This is a genomic window from Flavobacterium sp. LK-23, from assembly GCF_058135255.1.
Window position 1 is genome coordinate 1 of record NZ_JBYUVT010000022.1, and the last position, 26584, is coordinate 26584.

The following is a 26584-nucleotide window of genomic DNA, read 5'->3' on the forward strand; positions in this document are numbered from 1 at the left end:
ATGCATAGTCATACTTTGTTTTTCTTTCCATAAAAAATGCCCCAAATAGTGTCTAACTTTTTGGGGCATGTTCAAAATGAACAGCTTTTTTTTACTTTTTATCTATTAACCTTTGCTCTTTTGTCCCTTTTTAAGAACATCCACAATCGGTTCCATTACCGCAGTCTTTTTTCTTTTTGGATTTAAAGAAGAACTTTTTAATCAAAAAAGCAACGGCAATTCCTAATATGGCAAAGGCTATTATTTCCTGAAACATGACTTTTTATTTTAAAAGTTGATACGCAATTAATGCGGTAAAATAAGCGAGACCACTCATTAAAAACAGTTGCATTGCAGGCCATTTCCATGAATTGGTTTCTTTTTTGGTAATCGCCAATGTACTGGCGCATTGCATAGCAAAAGCATAAAATAGCAATAAAGAAATTCCGGTAGCAAAATCAAATATTTTTTTTCCGGTATCTGGCCAAACTTCTGCCTGCATTTTGCTTTTTATAGTCGATTCGTTATCGGTATCTCCAACACTGTAAATGGTTGCCAGTGTTCCAACGAAAACTTCGCGGGCAGCAAAAGAACTGATTAAAGCAATTCCGATTTTCCAATCGTAACCCAAAGGCTGAATTACTGGTTCGATCGCGCGTCCCATTAATCCAATATAGGAATTCTCTAATTTTTGAGAATTAACTTCATTTTCAAACTGAGTTTCGTCTAAAGTCGTATTGGCAAATCTTTCTTTTACGATAGTTTCGGCTTCGTTGAATTCTTTTCCAGGTCCGTAAGAAGCCAAAAACCAAAGAATAACAGAGATCGCCAAGATAATTTTACCTGCACCAACAACAAAAGCTTTTGTTTTTTCTACTACATTGATTCCAACATTTTTTGGAAGTGGCATTTTGTAACTTGGCATTTCAACAACAAAATATGTTTTTGAGTCTAATTTTAAAACCTTATTCAAAATGTAAGCCGATAAAATGGCCATAAAGAATCCTAAAACATAAAGTGACATAAGTGTTAATCCTTGAAGATTTAGCACTCCAAAAACTCTTTTACTCGGAATAACCAATGAGATAATAATCGCATAAACAGGTAATCTTGCTGAACAAGTCGTGAATGGCGTTACTAAGATTGTAATAAGGCGTTCTTTCCAGTTTTCGATATTTCGAGTTGCCATAATCGCGGGAATTGCACAGGCAGTTCCAGAAATTAAAGGCACGACACTTTTTCCTGAAAGTCCAAATCGGCGCATGATTTTGTCCATTAAGAATACGACACGACTCATATAACCGCTTTCTTCTAAAATCGAAATGAATAAAAACAAGAAAGCAATCTGCGGAATAAAAATAATGACTCCGCCAATTCCAGGAATAATTCCTTGCGAAAGTAAATCGGTCAAAATACCACTTGGCAGTTCTGCTGCAACCCAGCTGCTTAAAGAAGCAAAGGTGCTGTCAATGAAATCCATTGGAATAGTTGACCAGCTAAAAATCGATTGGAAAATCAAGAATAAAATGGCAAAGAAAATAAAGTAACCCCAAACTTTGTGCGTTAAAACGCGATCCAATTTTGCTCGAATATCTTTTGCCATCGAAGCATCAATCTTTAAACCTTCTTTTAAAACATCATTGATAAATTGATATCTTTTGATAGTTTCTTTCTGTTGTAGACGCTTTAATTCTGAATGTGATTTCGTAAAAGTGCTTCGGATTTCATTACGGTCTAAATTTAAGAAATTGACATCTTGCGTAATGACCAGCCACAATTTATACATCAATTGGTTTGGAAATGCTTTTTGTAATTTTTCAAAATATTCAGGATCAATTACAGAAGCATTCAAACAAGGTTCGTGTGGAAGTGTTTTATAAGAAACAATCAGTTCTTTTAATTCTTCAATTCCTAAACCTTTGCGGGAACTTACTAAAGCAATTTTTGTTTTTAGTTTTTTTTCTAAATACGGAATATCTAAAGAAATTCCTTTACGCTCCATACGATCTGACATATTGATAACCAAAATCGTCGGAATTTCAAGATCTTTTATCTGGGTGTAGATTAGTAAATTTCTTTTTAGATTTTCGACATCTGTTACAACTACTGCAACGTCTGGATATAATTTATCATTTTTGTTTAGCAAAAGCTCGATTACGACACTTTCATCCATCGAACTCGCATTCAAACTATACGTTCCAGGTAAATCTAGAATATTAGCTTTTACGTTGTTAGGTAATTTGCAAAATCCTATTTTCTTCTCAACCGTGATTCCAGGATAATTTCCAACTTGTTGGTTCAGACCTGTTAATTGATTGAAGACAGAGGTTTTTCCGGTATTGGGATTTCCGATAAGGGCAACATTTATATTCTGAACACTCATTACAAATTGGTTTTGATAAGTTCAACTTCAATTTCACGAGCTGTTTCAATTCGAATGGCAACATGAGAACCATTAATATCTAAATATAATGGATCGCCAAAAGGAGCAACCTGAAGCAATTCAACTAAACTGCCAGGCAGACAACCCATTTCTAATAATTTAAGTGGAATAAGATCGATATCAAAATCTTTGATAATGGCTTTTTCGCCTTTTTTCAGAGTGTGTATTGTATTTTGCAAGCTTATTTAGATTGAATTTAGATTGCAAAAGTAGGCAATTATTCTTTATTTCAAGGCATTTAACACTTCGACAAATGCTAAATGTTTCTAAAAATAAGGGATTTTACTCTTGAGAAAGAAATTCGATGTCTTCCAAAAGACGTTTTACATCTTCTTTGTTTGTTCCGTCATAAAAACCTCTAACTCGTCTTTTTTTATCGACCAAAACAAAATTCTCTGTATGTACCATATCATAAAGCTGATCTGGTCTTCCTAATTTAACAGCCAAGTACGATTTTCTGGCCATAGTGTAAATTTCTTTTTTATCTCCAGTAACCAAATTCCATTTGCTGTCGACAACTCCATATTTAATGGCATAAGCTTTTAAAACAGAAACACTGTCAACTTCTGGAAAAACGGTGTGAGAAAGCAACATTACTTTCGGATTGTTTAAAACTGCTTTTTGAACCTCAACAAGATTGGTTGACATTTTTGGGCAGATCGATCCGCAAGTGGTAAAGAAGAAATCGGCAACATAAATTTTCCCTTCGTAATTTTTTTGGGTAATGGTATCACCATTTTGATTGATAAAAGAAAAATCGGCAATAGTGTGATATTTGCTTTTATATTGAACTGTACTATCTACCAATTCAGGATTTACATCGGCTGGATTGTAAATCGGAAGCGTTTTTTTAGGTTTTAAAGCCGAGTAAAACAAGGATATCGTAACAACCGAAAATACTATTAAAACAATGAAGAATTTGCGGTATTTATATAAAAGCGATTTCATAAAAATAATTTGGCGCAAAAATACAAAAAGCAGATTCTAAAAACTTTACTGGATTATTTTTTTAACAGCCTTTTGTAACTTTTACCAGTATCTGTAGACATATACCTCAATGTTTAAGTTCTATTTGTGAAATTTATCCGTCTTTTTGACTGTACAGTTAGAATTTTAACATAATTTTTGAAATAATAACAATATGTTTGTATTTTCCCTTAAACTATAATTTTTTATGAAAAAACAATTTGCTAAATCTGTGTTTGGTGTGATATCTGCAATGTTTGCAATTACCGCAGCCCAAGCTCAAAATGCTCCAAAGGAACCAGGTATTAATGTTTCGTACATGAATACGAATATTAGCCCAAGTCAGGATTTTTTCAAATATGTAAACGGTACTTGGCTAGAAAAAACAGAAATCCCGAGTGATCGTACGACATGGGGAAGTTTTAATGAACTGATTAAGAAAACTGACAAAGATGTTATGGCAGTTTTGCAGGAGGCTTCAAAGAATCCAAAGTACAAATCAAATACAGATCAAGGAAAAGCGGTGAATCTGTATAATACTTACTTAGATTCTATTGGAAGAAATAAAAAAGGAATCGAGCCATTAAAACCCTATCTGAAAAAAATTGATGCAATTAAAAACATTGCCGATGTTCAGAAATATTTGGTTGAAATGGAAAAAGAAGGAAATGCTGGATTTTTCGGAATTTACATTGGAGCTGATGATAAAGACAGTTCTAAAAATTCGGTAAATCTAAGCCCAAGCCAATTAGGACTTTCGGATAAAGATTATTACACTTCTGATGACAAAGATTCAAAAGAAAAACGTGTAAAATATGAATTGCATGTTGCGAGAATGCTTCAGTTTATTGGAGAATCTCCAGAAAAAGCAAAACAAAGTGCTGCTGAGGTTTTAGCTCTTGAAACAGAATTGTCAAAGCCAAGATTAAACAGAGTTGAAAGAAGAGATAGCCGTTTGCAATACAACCCAATGACAATTGCTGAACTTCAAAAATTAACTCCAGCTATCAAATGGAACGAATATTTTGCTGGTTTAGGAATTACTAATTTACAGTCTGTAATTGTTTCTGAGCCTAAATATATGACTGCTTTAGAAACCGTTTTCAAAGAAAATAAAGTAGCACAATGGAAAGAATATCTAAAATGGGATTTGATTAACAGTGCTGCAGGTAAACTGACAACAGCAATTGATCAAGCTAATTTTGATTTTTACAGCAAAACATTAAGAGGTGCAATTAAACAGCTTCCGGCTGAAGAAAGAGCATTGAATGTTGTTAACGGAAATGTTGGTGAAGCTCTTGGAAAACTTTATGTAGAGAAGGTTTTTCCAGCTGAGGCTAAAACAAAAGCTCTTGATATGATTCACAATGTTATTACGGCTTACCAAAACCGTATTAACAATTTAACTTGGATGTCTAAAGACACTAAGGCAAAAGCAATCGAAAAGCTGAACAAAATAACGATTAAAGTTGGATACCCTGATAAATGGAAAGATTATTCGGCTTTGGAAATTAAAAGTATTGCAGAAGGAGGAAGCTATTTTGAGAATTCTAAAAATCTGGCGTTATGGAGATTTAAGAAAAGCATCGATAAATTGTCTAAACCAGTTGATAAAACAGAATGGCACATGTCGCCTCAAACGGTAAATGCTTACTACAATCCATCTTATAACGAAATTGTATTCCCAGCTGCAATCCTACAGCCGCCTTTCTACAATTATCAAGCTGACGAAGCAGTTAATTATGGTGGAATTGGTGCTGTAATTGGTCACGAGATTTCTCACGGATTTGATGATTCTGGTGCACGTTACAATGCAGAAGGAAATTTGGTTGACTGGTGGACAGAAGATGATTTGAAACAATTTACTGCTCTTGGAACAGATTTAGCGAATCAGTACAGCGCTCTTGAGCCGTTGCCAGGAATTCATGTAGATGGTCATTTTACTTTAGGTGAAAACATTGGTGACTTAGGCGGAATCAACGCGGCTTATGATGGTTTGCAATTGTATTTGAAAGCTCATGGAAATCCAGGTTTAATCGACGGATTTACTCCAGAACAGCGTTTCTTTATTTCTTGGGCTACGGTTTGGAGAACAAAAACTAGAGACGAAGCAATCAAAAATCAAGTGAAAACAGATCCGCACTCTCCAGGAATGTACAGAGCTTACGTTCCAATTCAGAATGTTGATGCTTTCTACAAAGCTTTCGATATCAAGAAAGGTGATAAAATGTATGTTGAACCAGAAAAACGAGTTAAAATCTGGTAATATATTTTAATGATAAAAAAAGGAGGTTCCGATATTCGGAACCTCCTTTTTTTGCTTTACTATTTTTAGATAATCAAACGATGTTCCGTAGGAACATTTCATCGGTAGAAAAAAAATATTGGCGCACCATTTTTTACGTTCCGTAGGAACGTTTGATTTTGATATAAATTTTAATCATCTAGCACATTAAACGTTCCTACGGAACGTAAATGGCTAATAACATAATTTTTCTACTACCGATGAAATGTTCCTACGGAACATAATCTGATCTGTGATTATTTTAAATGACTGTAGATATATGCTTCAATTGCTTTTAATTCTTCGTCAGACATGGCTTGAGTAATAGCAAAATTAGTTTTCATAACCTCAAACTGACTTGGGTCAACAATTGGTTCTGCATTTCCTTTTAAGAAAGTAACGATATTGCCGTTTTTGTCTTTATAGATTTTGGCAATTTCTTTAATGCTTGGGCCAATTACTTTTTGATCTGGCTGATGACAGGCAAAGCAATTTCCAGTGCTTTCAAAAAGTTGTTTTCCTAATTCCTCTGGTGTTTTGGCTTTCGCCGATTCACCTTCAGAAACCGATTCTGTTACTGTATTTGTTGATTCAGCATTTTCTTTTTTACAAGAAGCAAAGGCTAAAACAGCAGCTAAGAATAAAACCTTTTTCATCTTATTTATTTAAAAGTATTGCTGCTTCTTTAGCAAAATAAGTCGAAATAAGATTAGCACCCGAACGTTTAATGCACATTAATTGTTCCATCATAATCTTGTCATGATCTAGCCAACCTCTTTCAGATGCCGCTTTAACCATTGCATATTCTCCAGAAACTTGATAAACGGTTACAGGAACATGCACCGTGTTTTTAATTTCGCGAACAATATCCAAATACGCAATTCCTGGTTTTACCATAACCATATCGGCACCTTCTTCAACGTCAGACAACGCTTCTTTAATCGCTTCTATACGGTTTGCATAATCCATTTGGTATGTTTTTTTGTCTTTAGGAACCACAACATCAGCTTCTTTTGGAGCCGAATCTAAAGCGTCTCTGAAAGGCCCGTAAAAAGCCGAAGCATATTTAGCAGAATAACTCATGATTCCAACATTCTGAAATCCGGCCGCATCCAAACCTTCGCGAAGGCGTAAAACACGTCCGTCCATCATGTCGCTTGGCGCTACAAAATCGGCACCAGCTTCTGCGTGAGAAACGGCCATTTTTACTAAAGCATCAACTGTGCTGTCGTTTTCTACATCGCCATTTTTTATAATTCCGTCATGTCCGTAGATAGAATATGGGTCTAATGCCACATCTGGCATAACGATCATTTCTGGACAAGCTGCTTTTATAGCTCGAATAGCTTGCTGCATTAATCCGTTAGAATTCCAAGCTTCTTTTCCAGTATTGTCTTTAAGATTTTCGCTAACTTTTACATAAATATTTACGGCGCGAATTCCTAAATCATAAAGTTCTTTTACTTCTTCAACTGTTAAATCTATAGATCTTCTGAAAATTCCGGGCATTGAAGGAATTTCGACCTTTACATTTTCGCCTTCAGCAATAAACATTGGAAACATAAAATCCGATGGACTTAAACTGGTTTCACGAACTAAAGAACGAATGGATTCATTTACTCTTAATCTTCTGCCTCTTTGTAATGGGAACATATAATTTTAGATTTTAGATTTTAGATTTTAGATTTTAGATTTTTAGTTGATTTCTCTGAAACTCAGACTGAGAATCTATTTCTAAAACTGCAGTTGTTTTTATTTTTTTTGAAGTTTATCTCAATTTTTAATGAGTGGCGCAAAGTTAAAGAAAAAGGAACAAAATAAGGCGTTTAGCTTGCTGTAGAATGAGTTAATATTATCTAAAAATTTGGTTTGATGTTTTTATTTGAAGTAGATTTGTAAAATTAGGAAAAATCTTATTTTAATTGATTTTAGATGAAAACTAAAAGAATATGATACAAAAAACAGAAATATCTTTAAATCTAGGAGGAATAGTACTTTTTGATCCTATTGTGGTAAATGAATTTGTAGTTGAAAATGAAATTCATGAAAAAAATTTATTTGAACATTTTATCAAGTTTCCAGAAATTGGCAATAAGGCTATAAAGTATGGTGTTATATTGCCTATTTATACAATTACAGAATGGGACTATAAAATTATTTTGAATACTGAAATTGTATCAAGTGTTGATGAAAACTGGAAATTATATTTAACTGAAATAGAATTTCCATTACAAGTTAAAGGAAATTCTATTATTGTTAGTGATATTTATTCTATAATGGATTGGGATGCCGAATATTATTTAAATTTTCCTTCTAAAGAAATTAGATTGGGAGTTGATGATGATTTTAAGATAGACCCAGGTTTGTATTCAATAAAAATTTTAGGTTTTAGAGATAAAACAAATCCAGATAGAGGAAATCGAGATTGCGGCTTTGAATTTTTAACTAAGAAAGTTGAAATTTTGCCTGATATTTCTAATATCAATATTGATGAATTAAATTTCAAAGTTGATGGATTTGTTGATGATTCTAATTAATAATTAGCAGATAGCGCAGATTTGAAATCCGTGACTACAAATATTATTTTTTTGTTTTGGGCATTAGGTTGAATCTCACTGTTGCGGGCACGGATTGCAAATCGGGGCTAGCGAAAAAAATAGTTTAAATCATGAAGAAAAAAGATTTTACAAAAGAGCTGAATAAATGGTTAAAATTGAATCAACCACATTGGAGTACAATTGTAAGTCAAAAAAGCGGAATAAGTGACTATAAAGTTAAAGATGGTCTAGAATTTAGATTAATGCCAGACGTTCCAAGTCATGGATTCAAAGATATGTATAGTTTGCATTTGTCTTTAGTTGTAAATAATAACGAAATATTCAATATAAAAAATAAGGCTCAAATAGTTTCTTCTGTAAAATTCCCTGTAATTTTTTTAGGAAGCTCCATTTTATATCCTGATGAATGTGTAGAGAAGCTGTGGTTTAATGAAACAGATGATGCCGTTGAACAAATCAATATTGTTTCAGAAATAATAAGCAATTACTATTTTCCAATTGCCAAGGGGTTGACAATTGACTATGATTTCATACTAGATAATTTCGATAATTCAAGTTTACTATTAGGATTTCATGAACCATTTATTACAGGTGTAATTATGGCTTTTTTATGTAAGAGAGAACAATGGATTTATGATGTACTATTTCCTCTTACTGAAAAATATAGGACTTTGAATGAAGATGATTCAAAGGAAAGATTTTCAAAGGACTTTAGAAAAGTTACAGATGCTGAAATAGAAATAATTGAACCGATTAGAAAAATATTTATTTAGGGATAAATTAAAAAGTTTTGTTGTTTAATTTCTCAAATCCGCGCTATCGAACTAAGAATTTAGACATATCATGGGTTTTTCAGAATATTCCATCTAAATTTGTCTAATGAAGAAAATTCTCGCTTTATTTTGCTGTTTGCTCTTAACGAGTTGTTTTGAGATTACAGAAAGAATTAAACATCACGACGATCAAAGTGGTGAATATACTCTTATCATCGACTTTTCGCGATCATGGTTTAAAACCAAATCGGCTATTTGGTTGGAAGAAGTCGATGGCGTAAAAATTCCGAATGAACAGGAAATTATCGCGAAACTCAGTGATTTTAAAGAAAAAGCTTTAAAGATTAACGGAATTTCCAACGTAAGCACCAAAACAGATTTTGACAATTATGTCTTTATTACCCGATAGCGCGGATTTGCAATCCGTGCCCTCAAAGATTGATTTTTTGCTTTGAGAATTAGTATTGTGTCCAACTGTTACGGGCACGGATTGCAAATCCGCGCTAACGACCGTTTTTGTTGAAGAATGATTAAGAACAAACTAAATTAATGGAAGTAATTATGGCAAATTATATAGCAGTATTTAATAATTTAAAAAACTTCTGCAGAGATTTTTTGGATTTGATAAAGTTTCATCAAATTTTTATTTACTCTATTGAATATATTAATCTTAATGAAGAATTAAAACTAATAGAAAATATAGATGATATTAAAACGGACTGTATTCAAAATTATTTTTTAATATTCTCAAGTAAAGAATTTAATTTACAACAAGATAGTTTTTATTCGGACGAAAATTGCATTCATATTATTGAGACAACAGGAGGAAGATGTTTTGATGTGGATGTTGAACAAATTAAAATGAGAATTGTAGCAAGAAAACCAGATGTTAATATAAAAAAGTTCTTCAATCAACTTCAAAAATTATTAAAAGAAGATAATACTTATGGATTAGGAGTAGAACCTGGAAATAATAGAATTTATTCAAAACAGACATATTATAAAAAGGAATTTGTAAAAGGCAAAAAAATGTGGTTTAATTATTCTCTCCAAATTGGTCCTACACAAATTCTTTAAATTAATTGCAAATCTGTGCTAGCGAAACTAGCGAACTAAGAATTTAGACATATCATGGTTTTTCAGAATATTCCATCTAAATTTGTCTAATGAAGAAAATTCTCGCTTTATTTTGCTGTTTGCTCTTAACGAGTTGTTTTGAGATTACAGAAAGAATCAAACATCACGACGATCAAAGTGGTGAATACACTCTTATCATCGACTTTTCGCGATCATGGTTTAAAACCAAATCTGCTATTTGGTTGGAAGAAGTCGATGGCGTAAAAATTCCGAGTGAACAGGAAATTACCGCAAAACTCAGTGATTTTAAAGAAAAAGCTTTAAAGATTAATGGAATTTCCAACGTAAGCACCAAAACAGATTTTGATAATTATGTCTTTATCATCAAACTGAACTACGCCAATCTAAAAGCATTAAACGCCGTTGTAAATACAATAAACAATCAGCGCGATCAGATTCACTTTAGCGGAAGCGGCAAAAATTTCGAAAGAATTGCTTCTTATCCAGTTCCAGAGAAAGTCGTAAATGATCCCAAGAAAAAGAAAGATCTTGAAGACGCTAGCATTATCGCTATTTATAGTTTTGATAAAGATATTATGTCAACAAACAATCCGAACAGTAAAATTTCGGCAAACAAAAAGACGGTTTTTTTAAAACAAAGTATGTACAGCGTTTTAAAAAAATCTACATTAATGAATAATACCATCCAATTAACGCCTTGATTTCATGAAGCATTTTTACACACTCATTTTTCTATTCGCCACGTATTTCTCTTTTGGACAGACCGTTCCCGAAAAATACGATTATTTTGTACAGTTTAACGGAAGTCAGCTTTCTAAAAAAGTCAGCGTCGATCAGGTTTTAAATCATCCAATTTTAACCAAATACATCAGTAAAAAACCTGATTTTGATCTTCGTAAATATGCTGATATTATTAAATTGAATGAAAAAATTACCATTCACGGGAACTTCTTAGATTCTGTTCCGTTTTACCAAGTTACGATTCCGGTAAAAAGCAAAGAAGCGGTTAGAAAATATTTAATCGAAAAGCAGGGAGCAAACGGAACGAACAATTCAATTGAAGATTTTGGAAAATACGAAGTTTATACACCAAGTGGAGTAAAAAGATCGTTTGTTTGGAACGACAATTATTTGGTTGTTATTGAATTGACAAAACGACTTCCTTCTAAATTTTATGATGTTGCAGAAACTGCTGTAGCAACAGATTCTGTAGCAATATCTGAACCTTATGAAGAGACTGCTGTGATTGAAGAACCAGTTTATCCACCAACAATTCCTGTACCTCCAGCAAAAAGTACCGATCCAATAGTATTTGAAGAACCGGTAGAGAATGATTCTTTGTACGATGGAAATCCGTATGAAGAATACACTGTTGAACAAGCAGAATTTGATAAAAAATTAGCTGAAAAACAGCGAGAAATCATAAAAGCGTTATTCGAAAACGGATTTACGGCTCCGATTTCTCCAAAAATAAATGTTGCTGCTGATATTTCTTCTTGGGTAAATTATGGCGGAATGATGTCTAGTTTGTATTCCATGTATAATTATCCGCTTTCGTTATTTGGCGGTTACGATAAATATTTGCCAATGCAGAATAATTTTGGGAATTTTATAAAAGGTATCAATTTGGATTTTTATTTTGATAATGATAATGCACGAATCGAAGAAGAGGTAGAATATTCTCCAGAGATTGCGAATGTTGTGAGTAAAATAAGCAATAGAAAAATCAATAAAAATATCTTTAATTATTTCCCTGCTCAGAAACCTTTGGGTTATATTTCGTATCATGCCAATACAAAAGCGGCGTTAGAAAACTTTCCTTCATTAATGACCGAATTATTTCAAAATCCGAAATTCGCCAAAGAAGATATTACACTTATTACAGATTTAATTTCGACCATTGTAGATGAAGAAGCTACAGCAAAGCTTTTTGATGGCGATTTAAGCGCGTTTTTATATGATGTGAAAGAAGTTGAGGTAATGACCAAAAAGTATGGCTATGATGAGAATTATGAAGAAAAAATAACGGAGGAGAAAGTGAAAAAAGAGATTCCGTTGTTTTCTGTAATTTTTACTTCTACGCATCCAACATTTGGAGATAAATTATTGCAATTGGGTGTTCGCAAAAAAGTATTGGTTCAAAATGGAAATATCTACACGATTGCTGGAACTCAGGAATATGATAATATATTTATTCTGAAGGATAAAGACGTGGTGATTGTTGCCAATACAAAAGAGTATTTTGGCGCAGGAAACGGATCTTTTACAAAAGATACCAAGAAAGATTTGAGCAAGAACTATATTTCTGGAAAACTGAATATTGCGCAAACAGTTAAAACATTTGGTAAAAACGCAAAAGACTCTGAATTGGATCGAATGACTAAAATTTCTTCTCAGTTTTCGGATATTGCTATAGAATCGCCTAAAAAGTTAATTGATAATAAATTGAAATTTGTTTTTAAACTGAACTCTTTCAAGTCTGATAAAAATATCATTTTACAGACTTTAGACATGGCCGCAGAAATGACTTCTAAATAATTGAAAAACAAAATCCCTGAAATTCTTCAGGGATTTTTTTTATGATTTTATTGAATGGAAGCTTCGTAAATCTCTTTAATTGAATTTCCTAGTTGCGAATTAAATTCAGCGTCAGATTGCCCAGCGCTAAGCCCTTCTGATAAAGCTCTTGAAAAACTCGCAATCAATCCATGATTTTCTGCTAGTTTCTGATTGGCATCTTCTCGAGAATATCCGCCAGAAAGCGCTACAACACGAACCACATGAGGATCAGTCATTAAATCGCCGTAAAAATTATTTATAGTGGGGATAGAAAGTTTCAGCATAACTTTCACGTCTTGGTCTAAAGAATTCAGGTGTTTTTGAATTTCATCTTTCAAAATCTGTTCTGATTTTTCTTTGTCAGTACTGTAAATATCAACTTCAGGTTCAATTATCGGGACAAGTCCTTTCTTAAATATCTGCAGACCAACTTCAAATTGCTGTTTCACCGCTTCCTGAATTCCTTTTGGATTTGCTTCTTTTATAACAGAGCGCATCTTGGTTCCAAAAATCTTTCGCTCTACAGCGCGATCAAGCAATTCGTTTAAATTAGAAATCGTTTTCATTAACTGAACGCCATTGGAAAGATCGGCAAGACCTTTGTCTACTTTTAGAAACGGAATAATATGTTTTTTCTCCCAAAGGTAATCTGCTGTCCATTGTCCGTCAATCTTTCGATCCATCGTGTTTTCAAACAAAATGGCACCCAAAATATATTGGCTGTCAAAAACGGGACTTTTAATAATTCTAGTTCTCATTTCATGTACAAGAGTGTACATTTCTTCATCATTTGTGTATTGACTCTCTTCAACGCCATATTGCGATAATGCCTTAGGTGTACTGCCGCCACTTTGATCTAATGCTGCAATAAAACCTTTTCCAGAATGCATGAGATTTAACTGTTCGCTGTTTATACCTTTCATAACAATGAATTTTAGTTTTTATAAATCTCTGTAATTTAAGCATTTTAATTGGGCTGTATGCTTATTTCGGGTTAAGATTTCTTACAAACCTATTTTTTTATTGACATTGTCGTAGACTTCTTTTACTTTTTTTGGAGGATCAAATCGGTAACCAACAGAAAGTTTTACCGTAGCAATATTGTCATTCAATCTTGGATCAACTTTATCATCTTGCGCAAAACTTACGGTATTGAGACTGGCAAAACCAAAGAAACGGTCTTTGTTGTAGGCCAGTTTTAAATTGAAATCGGCTTGGTATAAAGCTGAGGTTTCTTTATCAATAACATTTAACCCACCACCCAAAGCAAGTCCTGCGCCAATTAAAACGCGATCACTGATTACGAAATTATAAAAATAGGCGGGAGCCAAAGTGAATACATAAAGATCCCCAGGTGACGAATCCGGAGTATTTAAATCGAGATTGGTATAATAAAAAGAAAATGAAGGGATAAAACTTCCAGAGCTTTTGGTTTGCCATTCGTTTTGGCTAACCAATGTTTTAAAAGAGAATTTATCATTAAAAATGTAAGCTGTCGATCCGCCAATTTTTGTTGTTCGCATGTTTGGCAACTGTGCAATGATATTGTCATCACTAATGTAAAATCCCTTTTGGTTTATAAAAGTAAAAGACTGCATCCATTTTTTATAGTAAAAACGGGTGTTGAAATTAAAGTTTTTGGAATGAGAATCACCCTTGTTCTGACTTAAGAATTTGGGAGCAAAACCAATTGTAATATCAACGATTTTATAATTTAAAGTAAAACCAATCTGTTCTCTTCGATTCGGAATTAGATTCACATACGTTTGCGAATCCTGACCTGAAGCAATTTGAAAACTATTGGAAGTGTCTAAATAATAAACGCTGGCAGTGATTTTATCGTTATAAGATTTAAAATACGAATTGTGCAGGGAATCGTTTTGGGCAAAACATCCAAAAAAGCTGATAAAAAATGTGATGTAAATCAGTTTCAAGATCATGTGGTATTTAAGAAATGCTTCGGAGAAGCAAAATATTTATAGTAATAATAATCAAACAGATTTTAAGCTCCAGAGGAGCGACATAAAATTAAACGTCCTCAAAAATATATTCATTTTTAAAATCAATATTGAATAATTTTAGAAACGTGATATATTCTTCTTTAAACGTTTTAGTTTTATGATGTTCTTCTTGATTTTTAATGTACTTTATAACAGGTATCAATTGTGAATGTCCGTATGAAAAAGCACCAAAACCTGTTTGCCATTCAAATTTTCCGTTTATCCATTTTTGCTCATTTATGAATTTGGATGAACTTGTTTTAATATCTCTTACCAAATCTGATATCGAAACATTTGGTTTTATTCCAACTAAGATATGAATATGATCTGGCATTCCGTTTATTGCAATTAGTTTTTGTTTCTGATTGGTAATAATTCCCGTAATGTATTTATAAATTTCATCTTTCCATTTTTTGGAAATTAAGTTTTGTCTTCCTTTAACAGCAAAAACAATTTGAACGTACAATTGAGAATAGGTGTTTGCCATTTTAATTAAAATTATTAAACGTAAAACTAATTAATAAATTTAATTTGTAAGATAAGTATTTCTTTTTTTGTATTAGGCAAATATGTCGCCCCTCTGGGGCTTTATGCAGAGTTAGGTCAATTGTTCTATAAATATTTGGCTTCTCCGAAGCCATTTTAGATTAAAAAAAACAGCTTCGGAGAAGCTGAATATTTATAGCAAAAAAATTATAGATAAGTTTCAAAAGCTCCAGCGGAGCGACAAAGATATTTTTAGATGGTTTATTTGTTGTATATGGTTTCCTTTATGTCGCCCCTCTGGAGCTTTATTTAGAGTTAGGTCAATTGTTCTATAAATATTTGGCTTCTCCGAAGCCATTTTAGATTAAAAAAACAGCTTCAGAGAAGCTGAATATTTATAGCAAATAATTTTAAAAAAAAATTTAAACCCACTCAATAGGATTCTGTAATATATTGATCAATTTCTCCTCTACGCTTCCCGCTTCTGGATGATGATCGTAAACCCATTGAACATGCGGAGGCAAACTCATTAAAATACTTTCAATTCTTCCGTTGGTTTTTAATCCGAATAAAGTTCCTTTATCGTGTACTAGATTAAACTCCACATAGCGACCGCGACGGATTTCCTGCCAGTTTCTGTTTTCTGGAGTATATTCTAAATTCTTTCTTCTTTCTACAATTGGTACATAAGCTTCCAGGAAACTATTTCCAACTTCGGTTACAAAATCGTACCAGTTTTCCATTGACATTGCTTCATTTGCTTTGCAATAATCAAAGAACAAACCGCCAAGTCCGCGGGCTTCATTACGGTGTGCATTCCAGAAATACGAATCGCACTGTTTTTTATATTTCGGATAAAACTCTGGATTATGTTTATCGCAAGCGGTTTTACACGTTTGATGAAAATGTTTTGCATCTTCTTCAAACAAATAATAAGGCGTTAAATCCTGTCCGCCACCAAACCATTGTTCGATTACATTTCCGTTTTCGTCATACATTTCGAAATATCGCCAATTGGCGTGCACGGTAGGAACCATTGGGTTTTTCGGGTGAATAACTAAGCTTAATCCGCAGGCAAAGAAATCGGCTTCGCCAACGCCAAACATTTTTTGCATGGTTTCAGGAAGTTTTCCATGAACAGCAGAAATGTTGACACCGCCTTTTTCAAAAACAGCACCGTTTTCTATAACGCGCGTTCTTCCTCCGCCGCCTTCAGGACGTTTCCATAAGTCTTCACGGAATTTTGTCGTTCCGTCAACAGCTTCTAATCCTGCACAGATTTGGTCTTGTAATTGTTGTATGTAGTTGTAAAATTGGTCTTTCATGTCTTAATTTTCATTTTCTGGTATAGTATCGTGATACTTGAATGCAACATTCATATCAATTACTATTGTAGTGTCTTTTTTAAAGATTTTTACAAATCTTGAATTTACTTTTTTAAATAGCGAATCTCCTATTTCAGCTTTTTCCCAAAGAACAGGATAAACATATATTGGAGTCGAATCTTTTAGAATAAATTTTTGAGACATATGGTTATGTTTATCTAAAAATTTTTTCACAATTATCCCAGAAAAATTTTTATGAAACATTTCTTTATATGCGTCTTTACTAATTTTGGCTTCATTTGAAAAATAAGAACAAGTACTAGCAAATACCGCAAAAAATACCATTACAAAAAAACCTTGATATAATGGATTCAATTTTTCAAAATTAAAATCAGCAATATCGTTTAAAATTTTTTCTAAATAACTCATTTAAATTTTAACAAAGCGATTTTATTGTTTATCCCAAAAGAAAAAACCTTGCTTTCCTGCTGAATATATTGATAAACTGCCAAAGCTTTAGCTGTAAAATTATGGTTTTCTTCTTTTGAGAATTCTATTAAAATATCAGCAAATTGTTCTAATTGATCCCAATCAAAATGAAGACGGGCTAATAAGGTAATTAATTCTTCGTTGGAGTAATCGATTAATGTTTGGATATTTAGTCCAAACTCTTTTAAATGATTTTCGATATCTGATTTTTGTAAATGACTCAAAGGATAAGGCACAAAAATGAGTGTTCGCAATGTCTTTAGAACATTGTCAATTCTGATTTTTTCTTCGTCTCTTAAACCTTTGTTTAGCATTTTTCTAGTTTTCAGTCGCAGTTTTCAGTCGCAGTAAAATCTGAAAACTGCGACTGAAAACTGAACACTTAATTCCCGTATTCCTTAACCGCGTCAATAAACGCTTTGGCATGATCTACAGGTATATTTGGTAAAATTCCGTGACCTAAATTTACGATATATTTATCTTTTCCGAACTCATCGATCATTTCATGAACCATTTTCTTGATAGTCGGAATTGGAGAAAGTAATCTTGACGGATCAAAATTCCCTTGTAAAGTAATATTTCCGCCAGACAAATAACGAGCATTTCTAGCCGAACAAGTCCAGTCAACTCCTAATGCAGAAGCTTTACTTTTACCCATTTCACCAAGAGCAAACCAGCATCCTTTTCCGAAAACAATAACTGGTGTAATATCTGCTAAAGCGTCAACAATCTGGTTAATGTATTTCCAAGAAAATTCCTGATAGTCAACCGGAGAAAGCATTCCTCCCCAAGAATCAAAAATCTGAACAGCATTTACTCCCGATTTTACTTTTTCTTTTAAGTATAAAATAGTGGTATCGGTAATTTTTTGCAATAAAGTGTGTGCTGCAGCTGGGTTGGAGAAACAGAATCCTTTTGCAGTATCGAAACTTTTAGAACCTTTTCCTTCAACAGCATAACAGAAAATTGTCCAAGGAGAACCAGCAAAACCAATTAACGGAACTTCATCATTCAACATTTCCTTAGTCAATTTCACAGCGTCAAAAACGTAGCCTAAAGTCTCATTTACATCTGGAACGTAAACTTTATGCACATCTGCCAAAGAACGAATCGGATTTGGAATTATTGGTCCCAAATTGTCTTTTAATTCTACATGAATTCCCATAGCACGTGGAACCACTAAAATATCCGAAAATAAAATAGCTGCATCTGGAGCGATTCTTCGGATAGGTTGAACTGTAATTTCAGCAGCTAATTCTGGAGTTTCACAACGCGTAAAAAAATCATATTTATCACGAAGTTCTCTAAATTCAGGTAAATATCTTCCTGCCTGACGCATCATCCATACTGGCGGACGTTGCACAGTTTCTCCTTTTAATGCTCTTAAAAATAGGTCGTTTTTTAACATTTTTTCTTGCTTTAGGCTTTAAGCTTTAGGCTTTAAGCTTGTTTTTAACTATGATTTTTTTGCTTACGGCTTACTGCCTAAAGCTTATTGCTTTAATTTATTTGTATTCGTGAATTACATCTTCAATCACATCTTCAATTGTGGGCTGATCTGCAATGATGATGTTTTTTGTGATTTTTGATAAAGCTTCTGCGGTAGTATCACCAATGCAAAAGCAGATTTGTTTATTGATGGTATTATGTTTCAGATAACTTTTGACTCCAGACGGACTAAAAAACAAAATCGCTTCAGGATTTGCTTTTATTTTCTGTGGCTGAAGTGTGGTTTCGTAAACCTGAATTTCATTGAATTTAATTCCGTTTTCTTTGAAAGCTTCAGGCAAAGTGTCTCTTCTAAGATTTCCGCTAAAAAAAGTGTAGCTCTCATTCGCATAAATCAGAGTAATAATTTCGGCTAAATCTGATGCATAACCGGTATAAGCCACTACATTAAAACCATTATCGCTTAAAAGCGTTTTGGTCTTAAGACCCACGCAGTACACGTTTTTCTTTTTTAGTTCTTCGGATTTTGGGTCTGATAAAACACTATGAACAGCATTCTGACTTGTAAAAATCAGGCTTTCGTTGAGGTCTTTTAATTCGAAGGGTTTGTTTTCGGTTTTAATGAAATCGGCTTCTATTAATTCTACGCCATATTTCATCAGCTCTTGTTTATGAAGAGGGGATAATATTTTAGTGGATAGTATCTGAATTGGATTTGCCATTATTTTTTCAGAGATTCTTTAATCTGTTTCATTAATTCCGTTCCGCCATTATTCAAAATTTCCTGAGCAGAATTAAAACCTAATTTTTTCCATTCTGAAATATCAACCGTTTTGTTGATTTCTAGTTTTTGTTTTCCGTCAATAGAAAGTAAAACACCTTGAAAATGCAAAGTATCTTCATCTTCATTATAAGTTACTAGAGCACCAATTGGGGCAGTACATCCGCCCTCAAGCGTTCTCAAAAACTGGCGTTCGATATAGGTGCAAATTTCAGTTTCGATATCATTTAACTGCGAAAGGGCATCTAATGTATAATTGTCATTTTCCATTCCCACGACAAGCATTGCGCCTTGTGCTGGAGCAGGAATCATCCAATCTAAGTTGATGTAATTTTCAGGTTTTAAGTTAATGCGCTCTAAACCTGCAGCTGCAAAAACAGCTCCGTCCCAATCATTGTCTTGCAATTTCTGCATACGGGTATTCACATTTCCTCGTAAATCAACAACCGTATGATTTGGGTATTTATTGAACCATTGGGCTTGGCGACGCAAACTTCCTGTTGCAATGGTGCTTGGATTTGTAAAATCAGGATTTCCTTTATGAACTAAAATGTCCAGAACATTCGCTCTTGGCAAAACAGCACCTTGAACGATACCTTTTGGTAAAGCCGTTGGAACATCTTTCATAGAGTGTACAGCAATGTCAACATCGCCATTGATCATAGCAATGTCAAGCGTTTTGGTAAAAATTCCTGTAATCCCTAATTCGTAAAGAGGTTTATCCAGAATAATGTCGCCTTGAGATTTAACCGCAACAATCGAGGTTTTATAACCTAAGTCGTTTAGTTTTTTCTCGACAGTATGTGCTTGCCAAAGTGCTAATTCGCTGTCACGCGTTCCAATTCTGATTGTTTTTTCAGCCATGTTTTTTTATTTTACCATTAAGGCATTAAGAGAATTAAGTCAATCTTTGTCAAGAAAATTAAGCTTAACTTTCTTAATATCTTAATGGTTAAATTTAATCTATTAATCTTGCAAAATGATCATTTACAAGAGGTTTCATTGATTTTGTTATGTTTGTCGTGTTGAAATTTATCAGTAACCCTTGAGGTCTTTCTAATAATTTCATATAAGTTAATAATTGGGCTTCGTGAATGGGCAATAAATTTTCTATAGCTTTTAATTCCACAACTACACAATCATTTACAAGTAAATCAATTCTTAAATCTGATTCAAATTCAAGATCATAATAATCAATTTTAACAACTAATTGTTGTTTTACATCGTATCCGTTTCGTTCTAATTCATATTTAAGGCACTTTTCATATATACTTTCTAAAAGTCCAGGTCCTAAAGCTTTGTGCACTTTTATAGCAAAACCTGTAATTTCATAAGCCAATTGCGTTACCTCTTTTTTTGTCATAGAACTTATTATTTACCATTAAGATATTAAGTTAATTAAGCTTTGTGTTCAAGAATAGTTTGGCTTAATTCTCTTGACAAAGCTTGGACTTAATTTCCTTAATATCTTAATGGTTTAATATTTATTAAGTATTACTGCTCAAATCTTAACTTTCTTAATATCTTAATGGTTTAAATTAAAAACTAAGATGCTTTTATTTTGAAGACTTTTTCGATCCATTCGATGCTTTCATCAACCATGGTATCGTCGTCTTTTAAATGATTTGCGAAATGTGTAGTGATTTTTTGAATGATTCTGTTACTGATGATTTCAGCTTGCGCCTCATTAAAATCGGCAATTTTTTTGCTTTGAAAATCTAGTTCCGAAGCTTTGATAGCGTTTAATTTCTCTTTTAAAGCATTGATTGTTGGAGCAAATTTTCTGCCTTTCATCCAAGTAACAAATTCTTCTTTGATTTCTTCGATGATGGCTTCAGCTGCTGGAATGTGTAATTTTCTGTTTTCTAGAGTTTCATCTGTCAATTGAGACAGATAATCCATGTGGATTAAAGTTACACATTCTAATTCTTCTACGTTTTCATTCACGTTTTTCGGAATCGACAAATCCAGAATCAACAAAGGTTTTTTAAGATTCAAAATCGCTTTGTCAACTGTTGGGTTTTGCGCGCCTGTTGCCACAACGACAACATCGGCTTTTTGAAGTTCTAAGTGTAATTCAGAGTAATCTTTAACAATTAGATTTAATTTTCCTGCTAATTTTTCTGCTTTATCTTTAGTACGGTTGATTAAAGTAATGTGTTCGTTTTTAGTATGTTTTACTAAATTCTCACACGTATTTCTCCCGATTTTTCCAGTTCCAAAAAGTAAAATGTTTTTGTTGCTGATATCTTCAACATTCTTCAAAATATATTGTACAGATGCAAAAGAAACCGAAGTAGCACCAGAACTAATTTCTGTTTCCGTTTTAATTCTTTTGCTTGCCTGAATTACCGCATTGACCAATCTTTCCATAAAAGCATTGGCTAATCCCATTGATTTTGAATGTGTAAAACTGGTTTTTATTTGAGATATAATTTCAAAATCGCCTAAGATCTGACTGTCTAAACCAGTTCCTACGCGAAACATATGATTAATTGCTTCCTGATTTTTGTAAACGAAACCAACTTTTTGAAAAGCATCAACAGAACCGTTGCTGTTGTCGCAGATAAGTTTTATTAATTGAAATGGGTGTTCGGCAAAACCGTAGATTTCGGTTCTGTTGCAAGTTGAAGTAACCAGTAAACTTTCTATTCCATCGTTTTTAGCCTGTTCCAGCAATCGCGTTTTCGCAACGGCATCCAAACTAAATTGACCTCTAACCTCAGCATCAGCTTTTTTATAACTCAGACCAACTGAGTAAAAATAAAGGTGTTTCGGTACGTTATTGTTTTCCATAAATTCACTTTCATAAAAGTGCAACAAAATTATTACTATACCATCGATAAAAATAACGCTAAAAGTACTTTTTATGTCGCTGTATGTTTTTTTGAACCTAAATAGGTGTTTTTGAGTAAAAAGGACTACTTTTGTAGCAAAATCAACTCCTTTGAAGTGATTAGTTTAGAGTCGTTCTAAATAACATTTTGAGTTTGTTTCGATTTTTGTTTCAAAAAAATATCGCTATGGGTTCTCAAGAAATTATAAAAATTGAAGACGACTTTACGCTGATCCGTTTTCAAAATGACGGTCTGGAGCCATTTTATGCACAGCATGAAATAATAGGTACTGGCCTGATACAGTTTCACTTCGGGATAAAAGGAAATGCAAAATTCTTGTTCAATCAAGGCAATTATGCTTTAGAATTGAAAGAAGAAAAATCATTGCTTTTATACAATCCGCAGAAAGAATTACCGCTAAATTTAGAATTGGCTCCAAACTCTTGGGCGATTTCGGTAATTGTATCGATTAAAAAATTTCACGCGTTATTTTCTGCTGAAGCCGATTATATTACTTTTCTAAGTCCAGACAATAAGGATAAAAAGTATTATAACGAAGGAAATATCAGTCCGTCAATGGCGATTGTTTTGAGTCAGTTGTTTCATTATAATCTACATCCGTCTATAAAAAACCTTTATTATAAAGGAAAAGGATATGAATTATTGAGTTTGTATTTTAATAGAACTGAAGATCCAAATGCAGAACAATGTCCGTTTTTAATTGATGAAGACAACGTTCTGAAAATCAGAAAAGCTAAAGAAATTATTATCGCTAATATGGCCGAACCGCCGGGATTACAAGAATTGGCCGATGAAATTGGTTTGAATTTGAAGAAACTTAAAATGGGTTTCAAACAAATTTACGGTGACACGGTATACGGTTTCCTTTTTGATTACAAAATGGATTTCGCCCGAAAACTTTTAGACAGCGGATCTTATAATGTAAACGAAGTAGGTTTGAAAATAGGTTACAGTACAGGAAGTCACTTTATTGCGGCATTTAAGAAAAAGTTTGCCACGACTCCAAAGAAGTATTTAATGTCGATTAATGCGAATGTTTAATTTTTTTTTCGCCACGAATTCACGAATTGGTACAAAAAAAATAGCTGCTAAATTTCCCGAATTTGCGAGTGAAATCAATTTTATAAATAAAGACATAATTAAAAAGTAATAATTATCATATTTCCAAAAAGTAGCAAGTTCTACTTTTGACGAAATTTTTAAAAACAAATAAAAGCTTAAAGCCTAATGCTTAAAGCCTAATGCAAAAAAATAATAATGAAAGGCGTATTATTAGTAAATCTTGGATCTCCAGAAAGTCCAACTCCAAAAGATGTAAAACCATATTTAGATGAATTTTTAATGGATAAATACGTGATTGACGTTCCGTATTTATTGAGAGCATTATTAGTTCGAGGTATTATTTTAAGAAAAAGACCAGAAGAATCTGCGCACGCTTACGCAAAAATCTGGTGGGAAGAAGGTTCACCGTTAGTTGTTCTTTCAGAAAGAATGCAGAAAAAAGTACAGCCTTTAGTAAATGTTCCAGTTTCTTTAGCAATGCGATATGGAAGCATGACTATTGAAAAAGGACTTCAAGAATTGAGCGATAAAGGAGTTACAGATGTAATGCTTTTTCCATTATATCCGCAATATGCGATGGCTTCTACTTTGACTATTTTAGTGAAAGCAGAAGAAATTCGTAAGAAGAAATTCCCACACATGAAGTTTACAGATGTTCCGGCATTTTACAACAAACCGGATTATATCAAGAATTTAGCCGATTCAATCCAGAAACATTTAGTTGGTTTTGATTACGATCATTTATTGTTTTCTTACCACGGAATTCCAGAGCGTCATATTCGCAAAACGGATGTAACTAAATCGCATTGTAAAATTGACGGTTCTTGTTGCAACACGCCATCTCCAGCGCACGAGTTTTGTTATCGTCACCAATGTTACGAAACAACGAAACAAGTTGTAAAATTATTAGGGCTTCCTGAAGATAAATACAGTCTGACATTTCAATCACGTTTAGCGGGAGATAAATGGTTGGAACCTTATACCGATGTTGAAATTGATAACATGCCAGCAAAAGGAATCAAGAAATTGGCAGTTGTTACACCAGCTTTCGTTTCAGATTGTTTAGAGACTTTAGAAGAAATCGCCATGCGCGCCAAAGAAGATTTTGAAGCAAATGGAGGAGAAGAGTTCTTAGCAATTCCTTGTTTGAATGACGACGACGAATGGTGTAAGACGGTTTCTAACTGGATTAATGATTGGGCGAAATAATATTTAGTTTCAAGTTTCAGGTTTCAAGTTTTTCTCAAAGTTGATAACTTGAAACTTTAAACCTGAAACTTTAAACCGAAAATAATGGAATACTATAATTACTTAAAATCACTGCACCTCATTTTTGTGATCACTTGGTTTGCGGGTTTGTTTTATATTGTGCGTTTGTTTGTTTATCAAATTGAAGCCAATGAAAAACCTTCGCCAGAAAAAGAGATTTTACAGGCGCAATACAAAATAATGGCCTACCGTTTGTGGTATATTATTACATGGCCATCGGCGGTTTTGGCGAGTATTTTTGCTTTTTGGATGTTGTTTTTTACAGATGCAGGAAGCGTTTGGATCAAAATGCCATGGATGCACGTAAAATTATGTTTCGTTTTTCTTTTATATTTATATCACGGAAAATGTCATCAGATTTTTAAACAGCTGCAAAACGATGAGGTAAAATATACCAATAATTTTATGCGTTTATGGAATGAAGGTGCAACCATTATTCTATTTGCGGTTGTCTTTTTAGTAGTTTTAAAAAGTGCCATCAACTGGATTTTCGGCGTAATCGGAATCATTTTATTCTCGGTTTTAATTATGCTGGGATTTCGATTTTACAAACGTATACGAGAAAAAAAATAAAAAGAGTTTGTCGCAAATTTCACTAATTCTTTTTTTGCCACAGATTAAAAGGATTTAAATGATTTTTTTTAATCCTCATAATCCTTTTAATCTGTGGCAAAAAACATAAAAATTAATTCGTGTAAATTCGTGAAATTGGTGGCGAAAAAACTAAACAAATGCTGAACAACTTCAAAATGACAATGCTATCCCTTCGTACCAGGATTTTCCTGTCGATGATTGTATTGATTGTTGTGGCATCTTTTTTACTGGCTTCAATTTCAATTATTCAATTTAAAACTGAGGCCAAAGAATACCATCAGGAACGTTTAGAACGAAAAGAAAATGCGGTAAAAGAGCACATTAATTATGTTCTGGCAACTACAACTTATCCGCTAAAAACTCAGAATTTAGATTTAATTTTTAAAGATAAAATCCACGAGTTAGCGCAGATTCATAAAATTGAAATCAACATTTACAGTTTGGATGGAAAACTTTTAAAGTCATCTAAAGAATCTTTTGCTGTAGATAAAATTGCACCTCCAATTCCAGAATACATTCTTAAACTGGTTCGTTCTTCCATCGAAAAACGTTTTGTGGATATTAAAACTATCGATGGAGTCAAAAACCGCTCTTCATACAGTTTAATTAAAGACGAAAAATTCAAACCGCTCGGAATCCTGAATCTTCCTTATTTAGAAGACGATGGTTATTATGATAACGAATTGAATACTTTCCTAATTCGTCTGAGCCAGGTGTATTCTTTTATGCTGATTGTTGCTTTTGCACTGGCGTATTTCCTTTCAACGTATATCACGAAATCACTAAAAACGATTTCTGAGAGACTAGAAGAGACTAATCTGGATCAGAAGAACGAAAAAATTGTTCTAGAAGCCAACAGTAAAGAAGTTAATTTCTTGATTAGAGCTTACAACGGAATGGTGGACAAATTGGAAACCAGTGCTATCAAACTAGCACAAAGCGAACGTGAAGAAGCTTGGCGTGAAATGGCGAAACAGGTCGCGCACGAAATTAAAAATCCGCTTACGCCGATGCGTTTGACGGTTCAAAGTTTCCAAAGAAAATTTGATCCTGCTGCTCCAGATGTGAAGCAGAAAATGAATGATTACTCCGAAACTTTAATTCAGCAGATAGATACCATGACGGCGGTGGCTTCGGCATTTTCGAACTTTGCTTCGATGCCAGCACAGCAAAATGAAACGCTGAATGTAGTTGAGGTTGTCGAATTGGCTTTGGATATCTTCAACGAAGATTATATTTCTTTTGAAAAAGAAGAAGAAGAAATCATTTCCAAAATGGATCGTACGCAATTGATTCGTGTAATTACCAACTTAGTTAAAAATGCTACTCAGGCTATTCCAGAAAGTCAATTCCAGAAATCGATAGTAGTTTCCGTAAAAAGGCGAAATAACGATGTTGAAATTGCTGTAAAAGACAACGGAATCGGTATTCAGAAACAAGATATCGGAAGAATTTTCGAACCAAAATTTACTACCAAAACCAGCGGTATGGGACTTGGACTCGGAATTATCAAAAACATTATCGAAAATTACAAAGGAACAATTACCTTTGAGTCAACTTACGGAAAAGGAACAACATTTACGGTTTCTCTCCCTATCACCAACTCATAAA

28 protein-coding genes are annotated in these 26584 nt (G+C 33.3%); 11 read left to right on the top strand and 17 right to left on the bottom strand.

The features are described 5' to 3' along the window. Positions 1-130 precede the first annotated feature (130 nt). From AC3Y25_RS21475 to AC3Y25_RS21490, 4 genes are all read right to left on the bottom strand, one after another. A complete protein-coding gene (locus AC3Y25_RS21475; protein WP_379795125.1) occupies positions 131-256 on the bottom strand; it encodes a FeoB-associated Cys-rich membrane protein in 126 nt (41 codons plus the stop codon). Between the two features lie 6 nt (positions 257-262). Next, on the bottom strand, positions 263-2362 hold the full coding sequence (gene feoB, locus AC3Y25_RS21480) for a ferrous iron transport protein B (protein ID WP_489904158.1): 2100 nt from the start codon (positions 2360-2362) through the stop codon (positions 263-265). After that, positions 2362-2601 (bottom strand): FeoA family protein, encoded by a 240-nt coding sequence (locus tag AC3Y25_RS21485; protein ID WP_008465698.1) that lies wholly within the window; start codon positions 2599-2601, stop codon positions 2362-2364. Before AC3Y25_RS21485 ends, feoB begins: the two co-directional genes overlap by 1 nt. A 103-nt stretch (positions 2602-2704) precedes the next feature. Next, positions 2705-3370 carry an SCO family protein gene (locus tag AC3Y25_RS21490; protein WP_489904159.1) on the bottom strand — a complete coding sequence of 222 codons (666 nt, stop codon included), beginning with the start codon at positions 3368-3370 and terminating at the stop codon, positions 2705-2707. A 226-nt stretch (positions 3371-3596) separates the two neighbouring features. Between AC3Y25_RS21490 and AC3Y25_RS21495 the strand changes: the two genes are divergently transcribed. Next, complete coding sequence (locus AC3Y25_RS21495; RefSeq protein ID WP_489904160.1) at positions 3597-5654, top strand: M13 family metallopeptidase; 2058 nt, start codon at positions 3597-3599, stop codon at positions 5652-5654. Between the two features lie 275 nt (positions 5655-5929). Here AC3Y25_RS21495 and AC3Y25_RS21500 read toward each other — a convergent pair whose 3' ends face one another. Continuing rightward, positions 5930-6328, bottom strand: coding sequence for a c-type cytochrome (locus AC3Y25_RS21500; RefSeq protein ID WP_489904161.1), 399 nt, complete (start codon positions 6326-6328; stop codon positions 5930-5932). A gap of 1 nt (position 6329) precedes the next feature. Beyond that, on the bottom strand, positions 6330-7325 hold the full coding sequence (gene hemB, locus AC3Y25_RS21505) for a porphobilinogen synthase (RefSeq protein ID WP_489904162.1): 996 nt from the start codon (positions 7323-7325) through the stop codon (positions 6330-6332). Positions 7326-7621: 296 nt separating this feature from the next. Between hemB and AC3Y25_RS21510 the strand changes: the two genes are divergently transcribed. The 6 genes from AC3Y25_RS21510 (at position 7622) to AC3Y25_RS21535 (ending at position 12639) form a co-directional block, all read left to right on the top strand. Beyond that, on the top strand, positions 7622-8209 hold the full coding sequence (locus AC3Y25_RS21510) for a hypothetical protein (protein ID WP_489904163.1): 588 nt from the start codon (positions 7622-7624) through the stop codon (positions 8207-8209). Between the two features lie 131 nt (positions 8210-8340). Continuing rightward, on the top strand, positions 8341-9003 hold the full coding sequence (locus AC3Y25_RS21515) for a hypothetical protein (RefSeq protein ID WP_489904164.1): 663 nt from the start codon (positions 8341-8343) through the stop codon (positions 9001-9003). Between the two features lie 106 nt (positions 9004-9109). Then, a complete protein-coding gene (locus AC3Y25_RS21520) occupies positions 9110-9412 on the top strand; it encodes a hypothetical protein (RefSeq protein ID WP_489904165.1) in 303 nt (100 codons plus the stop codon). Positions 9413-9552: 140 nt separating this feature from the next. Then, positions 9553-10080 (top strand): hypothetical protein, encoded by a 528-nt coding sequence (locus AC3Y25_RS21525; RefSeq protein WP_489904166.1) that lies wholly within the window; start codon positions 9553-9555, stop codon positions 10078-10080. A gap of 89 nt (positions 10081-10169) precedes the next feature. Continuing rightward, positions 10170-10802 carry a hypothetical protein gene (locus tag AC3Y25_RS21530; protein WP_489904167.1) on the top strand — a complete coding sequence of 211 codons (633 nt, stop codon included), beginning with the start codon at positions 10170-10172 and terminating at the stop codon, positions 10800-10802. Positions 10803-10806: 4 nt separating this feature from the next. Then, positions 10807-12639 carry a hypothetical protein gene (locus tag AC3Y25_RS21535; protein WP_489904168.1) on the top strand — a complete coding sequence of 611 codons (1833 nt, stop codon included), beginning with the start codon at positions 10807-10809 and terminating at the stop codon, positions 12637-12639. Positions 12640-12686: 47 nt separating this feature from the next. Here the strand turns inward: AC3Y25_RS21535 and AC3Y25_RS21540 are convergent, their stop codons facing one another. The 11 genes from AC3Y25_RS21540 to hemA all read right to left on the bottom strand — a co-directional run bounded on the left by AC3Y25_RS21540 (position 12687) and on the right by hemA (position 21986). Further along, positions 12687-13574: a fructose bisphosphate aldolase gene (locus AC3Y25_RS21540; RefSeq protein ID WP_489904214.1), complete on the bottom strand. Its 888-nt coding sequence runs from the start codon at positions 13572-13574 to the stop codon at positions 12687-12689. 90 nt (positions 13575-13664) lie between these two features. Next, positions 13665-14600 carry a DUF4421 family protein gene (locus tag AC3Y25_RS21545; RefSeq protein WP_489904169.1) on the bottom strand — a complete coding sequence of 312 codons (936 nt, stop codon included), beginning with the start codon at positions 14598-14600 and terminating at the stop codon, positions 13665-13667. A gap of 88 nt (positions 14601-14688) precedes the next feature. After that, positions 14689-15147, bottom strand: coding sequence for an IS200/IS605 family transposase (gene tnpA, locus AC3Y25_RS21550; protein WP_489904170.1), 459 nt, complete (start codon positions 15145-15147; stop codon positions 14689-14691). Positions 15148-15568: 421 nt separating this feature from the next. After that, on the bottom strand, positions 15569-16471 hold the full coding sequence (gene hemF, locus AC3Y25_RS21555) for an oxygen-dependent coproporphyrinogen oxidase (RefSeq protein ID WP_489904171.1): 903 nt from the start codon (positions 16469-16471) through the stop codon (positions 15569-15571). Positions 16472-16474: 3 nt separating this feature from the next. Next, positions 16475-16900, bottom strand: coding sequence for a hypothetical protein (locus AC3Y25_RS21560; protein WP_250834706.1), 426 nt, complete (start codon positions 16898-16900; stop codon positions 16475-16477). Next, positions 16897-17274, bottom strand: a complete 378-nt coding sequence (locus AC3Y25_RS21565; RefSeq protein ID WP_489904172.1) for a hypothetical protein — start codon at positions 17272-17274, stop codon at positions 16897-16899. The genes AC3Y25_RS21560 and AC3Y25_RS21565 overlap by 4 nt, the downstream gene beginning before the upstream one ends. Before the next feature lie 68 nt (positions 17275-17342). Beyond that, positions 17343-18368 carry a uroporphyrinogen decarboxylase gene (gene hemE / locus AC3Y25_RS21570; protein ID WP_111377708.1) on the bottom strand — a complete coding sequence of 342 codons (1026 nt, stop codon included), beginning with the start codon at positions 18366-18368 and terminating at the stop codon, positions 17343-17345. A gap of 97 nt (positions 18369-18465) precedes the next feature. Continuing rightward, positions 18466-19131 carry a uroporphyrinogen-III synthase gene (locus AC3Y25_RS21575; protein WP_489904173.1) on the bottom strand — a complete coding sequence of 222 codons (666 nt, stop codon included), beginning with the start codon at positions 19129-19131 and terminating at the stop codon, positions 18466-18468. Beyond that, a complete protein-coding gene (gene hemC, locus AC3Y25_RS21580) occupies positions 19131-20054 on the bottom strand; it encodes a hydroxymethylbilane synthase (protein ID WP_427875629.1) in 924 nt (307 codons plus the stop codon). Before hemC ends, AC3Y25_RS21575 begins: the two co-directional genes overlap by 1 nt. Before the next feature lie 94 nt (positions 20055-20148). Continuing rightward, a complete protein-coding gene (locus AC3Y25_RS21585) occupies positions 20149-20553 on the bottom strand; it encodes a GxxExxY protein (protein ID WP_489904174.1) in 405 nt (134 codons plus the stop codon). Between the two features lie 182 nt (positions 20554-20735). Next, positions 20736-21986, bottom strand: a complete 1251-nt coding sequence (gene hemA / locus AC3Y25_RS21590; RefSeq protein ID WP_489904175.1) for a glutamyl-tRNA reductase — start codon at positions 21984-21986, stop codon at positions 20736-20738. Positions 21987-22213: 227 nt separating this feature from the next. On the opposite strand from hemA, the gene AC3Y25_RS21595 reads away from it, so the two are divergent. From AC3Y25_RS21595 to AC3Y25_RS21610, 4 genes are all read left to right on the top strand, one after another. Further along, the gene (locus AC3Y25_RS21595; protein ID WP_095930219.1) at positions 22214-23089 is read left to right on the top strand and encodes a helix-turn-helix domain-containing protein; all 876 of its coding nucleotides are present in this window, start codon (positions 22214-22216) and stop codon (positions 23087-23089) included. Between the two features lie 216 nt (positions 23090-23305). Next, positions 23306-24319: a ferrochelatase gene (hemH, locus tag AC3Y25_RS21600; RefSeq protein ID WP_489904176.1), complete on the top strand. Its 1014-nt coding sequence runs from the start codon at positions 23306-23308 to the stop codon at positions 24317-24319. Positions 24320-24403: 84 nt separating this feature from the next. After that, positions 24404-24952: a CopD family protein gene (locus AC3Y25_RS21605; RefSeq protein ID WP_095930221.1), complete on the top strand. Its 549-nt coding sequence runs from the start codon at positions 24404-24406 to the stop codon at positions 24950-24952. 215 nt (positions 24953-25167) lie between these two features. After that, positions 25168-26583, top strand: a complete 1416-nt coding sequence (locus AC3Y25_RS21610; protein WP_095930222.1) for a sensor histidine kinase — start codon at positions 25168-25170, stop codon at positions 26581-26583. Position 26584: the final 1 nt, after the last annotated feature.

Bases quoted from the DNA above. Each gene is read 5' to 3' on its own strand.
- AC3Y25_RS21475 (WP_379795125.1), bottom strand. From the start codon at position 256: ATGTTTCAGGAAATAATAGCCTTTGCCATATTAGGAATTGCCGTTGCT.
- feoB (WP_489904158.1), bottom strand. From the start codon at position 2,362: ATGAGTGTTCAGAATATAAATGTTGCCCTTATCGGAAATCCCAATACC.
- AC3Y25_RS21490 (WP_489904159.1), bottom strand. From the start codon at position 3,370: ATGAAATCGCTTTTATATAAATACCGCAAATTCTTCATTGTTTTAATA.
- AC3Y25_RS21495 (WP_489904160.1), top strand. From the start codon at position 3,597: ATGAAAAAACAATTTGCTAAATCTGTGTTTGGTGTGATATCTGCAATG.
- AC3Y25_RS21500 (WP_489904161.1), bottom strand. From the start codon at position 6,328: ATGAAAAAGGTTTTATTCTTAGCTGCTGTTTTAGCCTTTGCTTCTTGT.
- hemB (WP_489904162.1), bottom strand. From the start codon at position 7,325: ATGTTCCCATTACAAAGAGGCAGAAGATTAAGAGTAAATGAATCCATT.
- AC3Y25_RS21510 (WP_489904163.1), top strand. From the start codon at position 7,622: ATGATACAAAAAACAGAAATATCTTTAAATCTAGGAGGAATAGTACTT.
- AC3Y25_RS21515 (WP_489904164.1), top strand. From the start codon at position 8,341: ATGAAGAAAAAAGATTTTACAAAAGAGCTGAATAAATGGTTAAAATTG.
- AC3Y25_RS21520 (WP_489904165.1), top strand. From the start codon at position 9,110: ATGAAGAAAATTCTCGCTTTATTTTGCTGTTTGCTCTTAACGAGTTGT.
- AC3Y25_RS21525 (WP_489904166.1), top strand. From the start codon at position 9,553: ATGGAAGTAATTATGGCAAATTATATAGCAGTATTTAATAATTTAAAA.
- AC3Y25_RS21530 (WP_489904167.1), top strand. From the start codon at position 10,170: ATGAAGAAAATTCTCGCTTTATTTTGCTGTTTGCTCTTAACGAGTTGT.
- AC3Y25_RS21535 (WP_489904168.1), top strand. From the start codon at position 10,807: ATGAAGCATTTTTACACACTCATTTTTCTATTCGCCACGTATTTCTCT.
- AC3Y25_RS21545 (WP_489904169.1), bottom strand. From the start codon at position 14,600: ATGATCTTGAAACTGATTTACATCACATTTTTTATCAGCTTTTTTGGA.
- tnpA (WP_489904170.1), bottom strand. From the start codon at position 15,147: ATGGCAAACACCTATTCTCAATTGTACGTTCAAATTGTTTTTGCTGTT.
- hemF (WP_489904171.1), bottom strand. From the start codon at position 16,471: ATGAAAGACCAATTTTACAACTACATACAACAATTACAAGACCAAATC.
- AC3Y25_RS21560 (WP_250834706.1), bottom strand. From the start codon at position 16,900: ATGAGTTATTTAGAAAAAATTTTAAACGATATTGCTGATTTTAATTTT.
- AC3Y25_RS21565 (WP_489904172.1), bottom strand. From the start codon at position 17,274: ATGCTAAACAAAGGTTTAAGAGACGAAGAAAAAATCAGAATTGACAAT.
- hemE (WP_111377708.1), bottom strand. From the start codon at position 18,368: ATGTTAAAAAACGACCTATTTTTAAGAGCATTAAAAGGAGAAACTGTG.
- AC3Y25_RS21575 (WP_489904173.1), bottom strand. From the start codon at position 19,131: ATGGCAAATCCAATTCAGATACTATCCACTAAAATATTATCCCCTCTT.
- hemC (WP_427875629.1), bottom strand. From the start codon at position 20,054: ATGGCTGAAAAAACAATCAGAATTGGAACGCGTGACAGCGAATTAGCA.
- AC3Y25_RS21585 (WP_489904174.1), bottom strand. From the start codon at position 20,553: ATGACAAAAAAAGAGGTAACGCAATTGGCTTATGAAATTACAGGTTTT.
- hemA (WP_489904175.1), bottom strand. From the start codon at position 21,986: ATGGAAAACAATAACGTACCGAAACACCTTTATTTTTACTCAGTTGGT.
- AC3Y25_RS21595 (WP_095930219.1), top strand. From the start codon at position 22,214: ATGGGTTCTCAAGAAATTATAAAAATTGAAGACGACTTTACGCTGATC.
- hemH (WP_489904176.1), top strand. From the start codon at position 23,306: ATGAAAGGCGTATTATTAGTAAATCTTGGATCTCCAGAAAGTCCAACT.
- AC3Y25_RS21605 (WP_095930221.1), top strand. From the start codon at position 24,404: ATGGAATACTATAATTACTTAAAATCACTGCACCTCATTTTTGTGATC.
- AC3Y25_RS21610 (WP_095930222.1), top strand. From the start codon at position 25,168: ATGATTGTATTGATTGTTGTGGCATCTTTTTTACTGGCTTCAATTTCA.